Raw genomic sequence first — 1,233 nt, 5'->3', positions numbered from 1 at the left:
TTTCATTATTATTTTCTCTGGCTTCCTGTTGCCGACCGCGAACCTCGCAGGTACACACGGCCCACTCATTCCTTTAATTCCGATTGTGGTTGCAGCAGGCGGACACCCTATGGCGTTTGGATTGCTGATTGGCGCTTTTGGCCTAATCTTAGCCATCAGTAAAGGTGGCAGTATGTTGGCCAACCTCACCAGTAAAGGCGTATGTGGCGGATTATTGCTCTACCTTGGCTTTGTTGGAACCGCTTCTCAAGTGAAAAAGCTGTTCGCTTGGGCTGAAGGAATTGGCATGAGCCACATCGCGTTTGTCGTCATCTTTTGCACCATTATCTTGTACGCGTTATTGGAACACTTCCGCAAACGTTGGTTAGCCGTACCTCTTAGTTGTTTACTGGGTGGTACGATTGCATTTGCCATGGGTGCCCCATTCGCTTTCCACACTGAGCCAGGCTTACCTAACATGAACCCTATGTATTGGTGGGGAGAAGATACAGGCTGGATGCTTGGCCTACCGACGATTGAACACTTCATGGTGGTATTGCCGTTTGCAATTCTAGCCGTGGCGATGTGGTCGCCAGATTTCTTAGGCCATCAAGTATTTCAAAAGATCAGCTATCCAGAGCGTACCGAAAAAGTACACATGAATATTGATGACACGATGACCACTGCTTCAATTCGTCAAACGTTCGGCTCTCTGCTCGGCGGTACTAACTTTACGTCTTCATGGGGTACTTACATCGTACCAGCGGCGATTGCTAAACGCCCTATTCCTGCCGGCGCATTGCTCACAGCTCTGTTCTGTATCATCGCCGCGGTTTGGGGTTACCCGATGGATCTAGCTATCTGGCAACCTGTACTTTGTGTCGCTCTCATTGTTGGGGTATTTGTTCCATTGCTAGAAGCTGGCATGGAAATGACGCGTGAAGGAAAAACCACCCAATCGGCAGCGATTGTTGTATTTTCTTCAGCGCTCGTTAACCCAGCATTTGGTTGGGCCCTCACCATGCTGTTGGATAACTTAGGCTTAGTCGGTTGTAAAGAACGCAGTAGTGAACTGAGTAAAATGAGCCGTTGGGTGTTGCCTGGCATTATGTTTATTGTGCTAAGTGGTGTAATGGCATTGGTTGGCCTTCTTCCGGGGATTCCAGCGATTATCCCAAGCTTTCGTTAACCTCGATTAATATTTAGTTTTAGTCGGAACACAAAAAGGCCTCGCAATCGCGAGGCCTTGTTTTA

Annotated in this window: 1 protein-coding gene; it reads left to right on the top strand. The window is 48.2% G+C overall.

The window, feature by feature from the left end; translation table 11 throughout:
* A partial coding sequence (locus tag AB4653_RS16915) for a DUF3360 family protein (RefSeq protein WP_372071597.1) occupies nucleotides 1-1,168 on the top strand: 1,168 nt, incomplete at its 5' end.
* Nucleotides 1,169-1,233: the final 65 nt, after the last annotated feature.

The organism is Vibrio sp. 10N.222.48.A3 (genome assembly GCF_041475345.1).
Taxonomy (GTDB): domain Bacteria; phylum Pseudomonadota; class Gammaproteobacteria; order Enterobacterales; family Vibrionaceae; genus Vibrio; species Vibrio tasmaniensis_A.
This window is presented reverse-complemented; position numbering and strand designations above follow the sequence as displayed.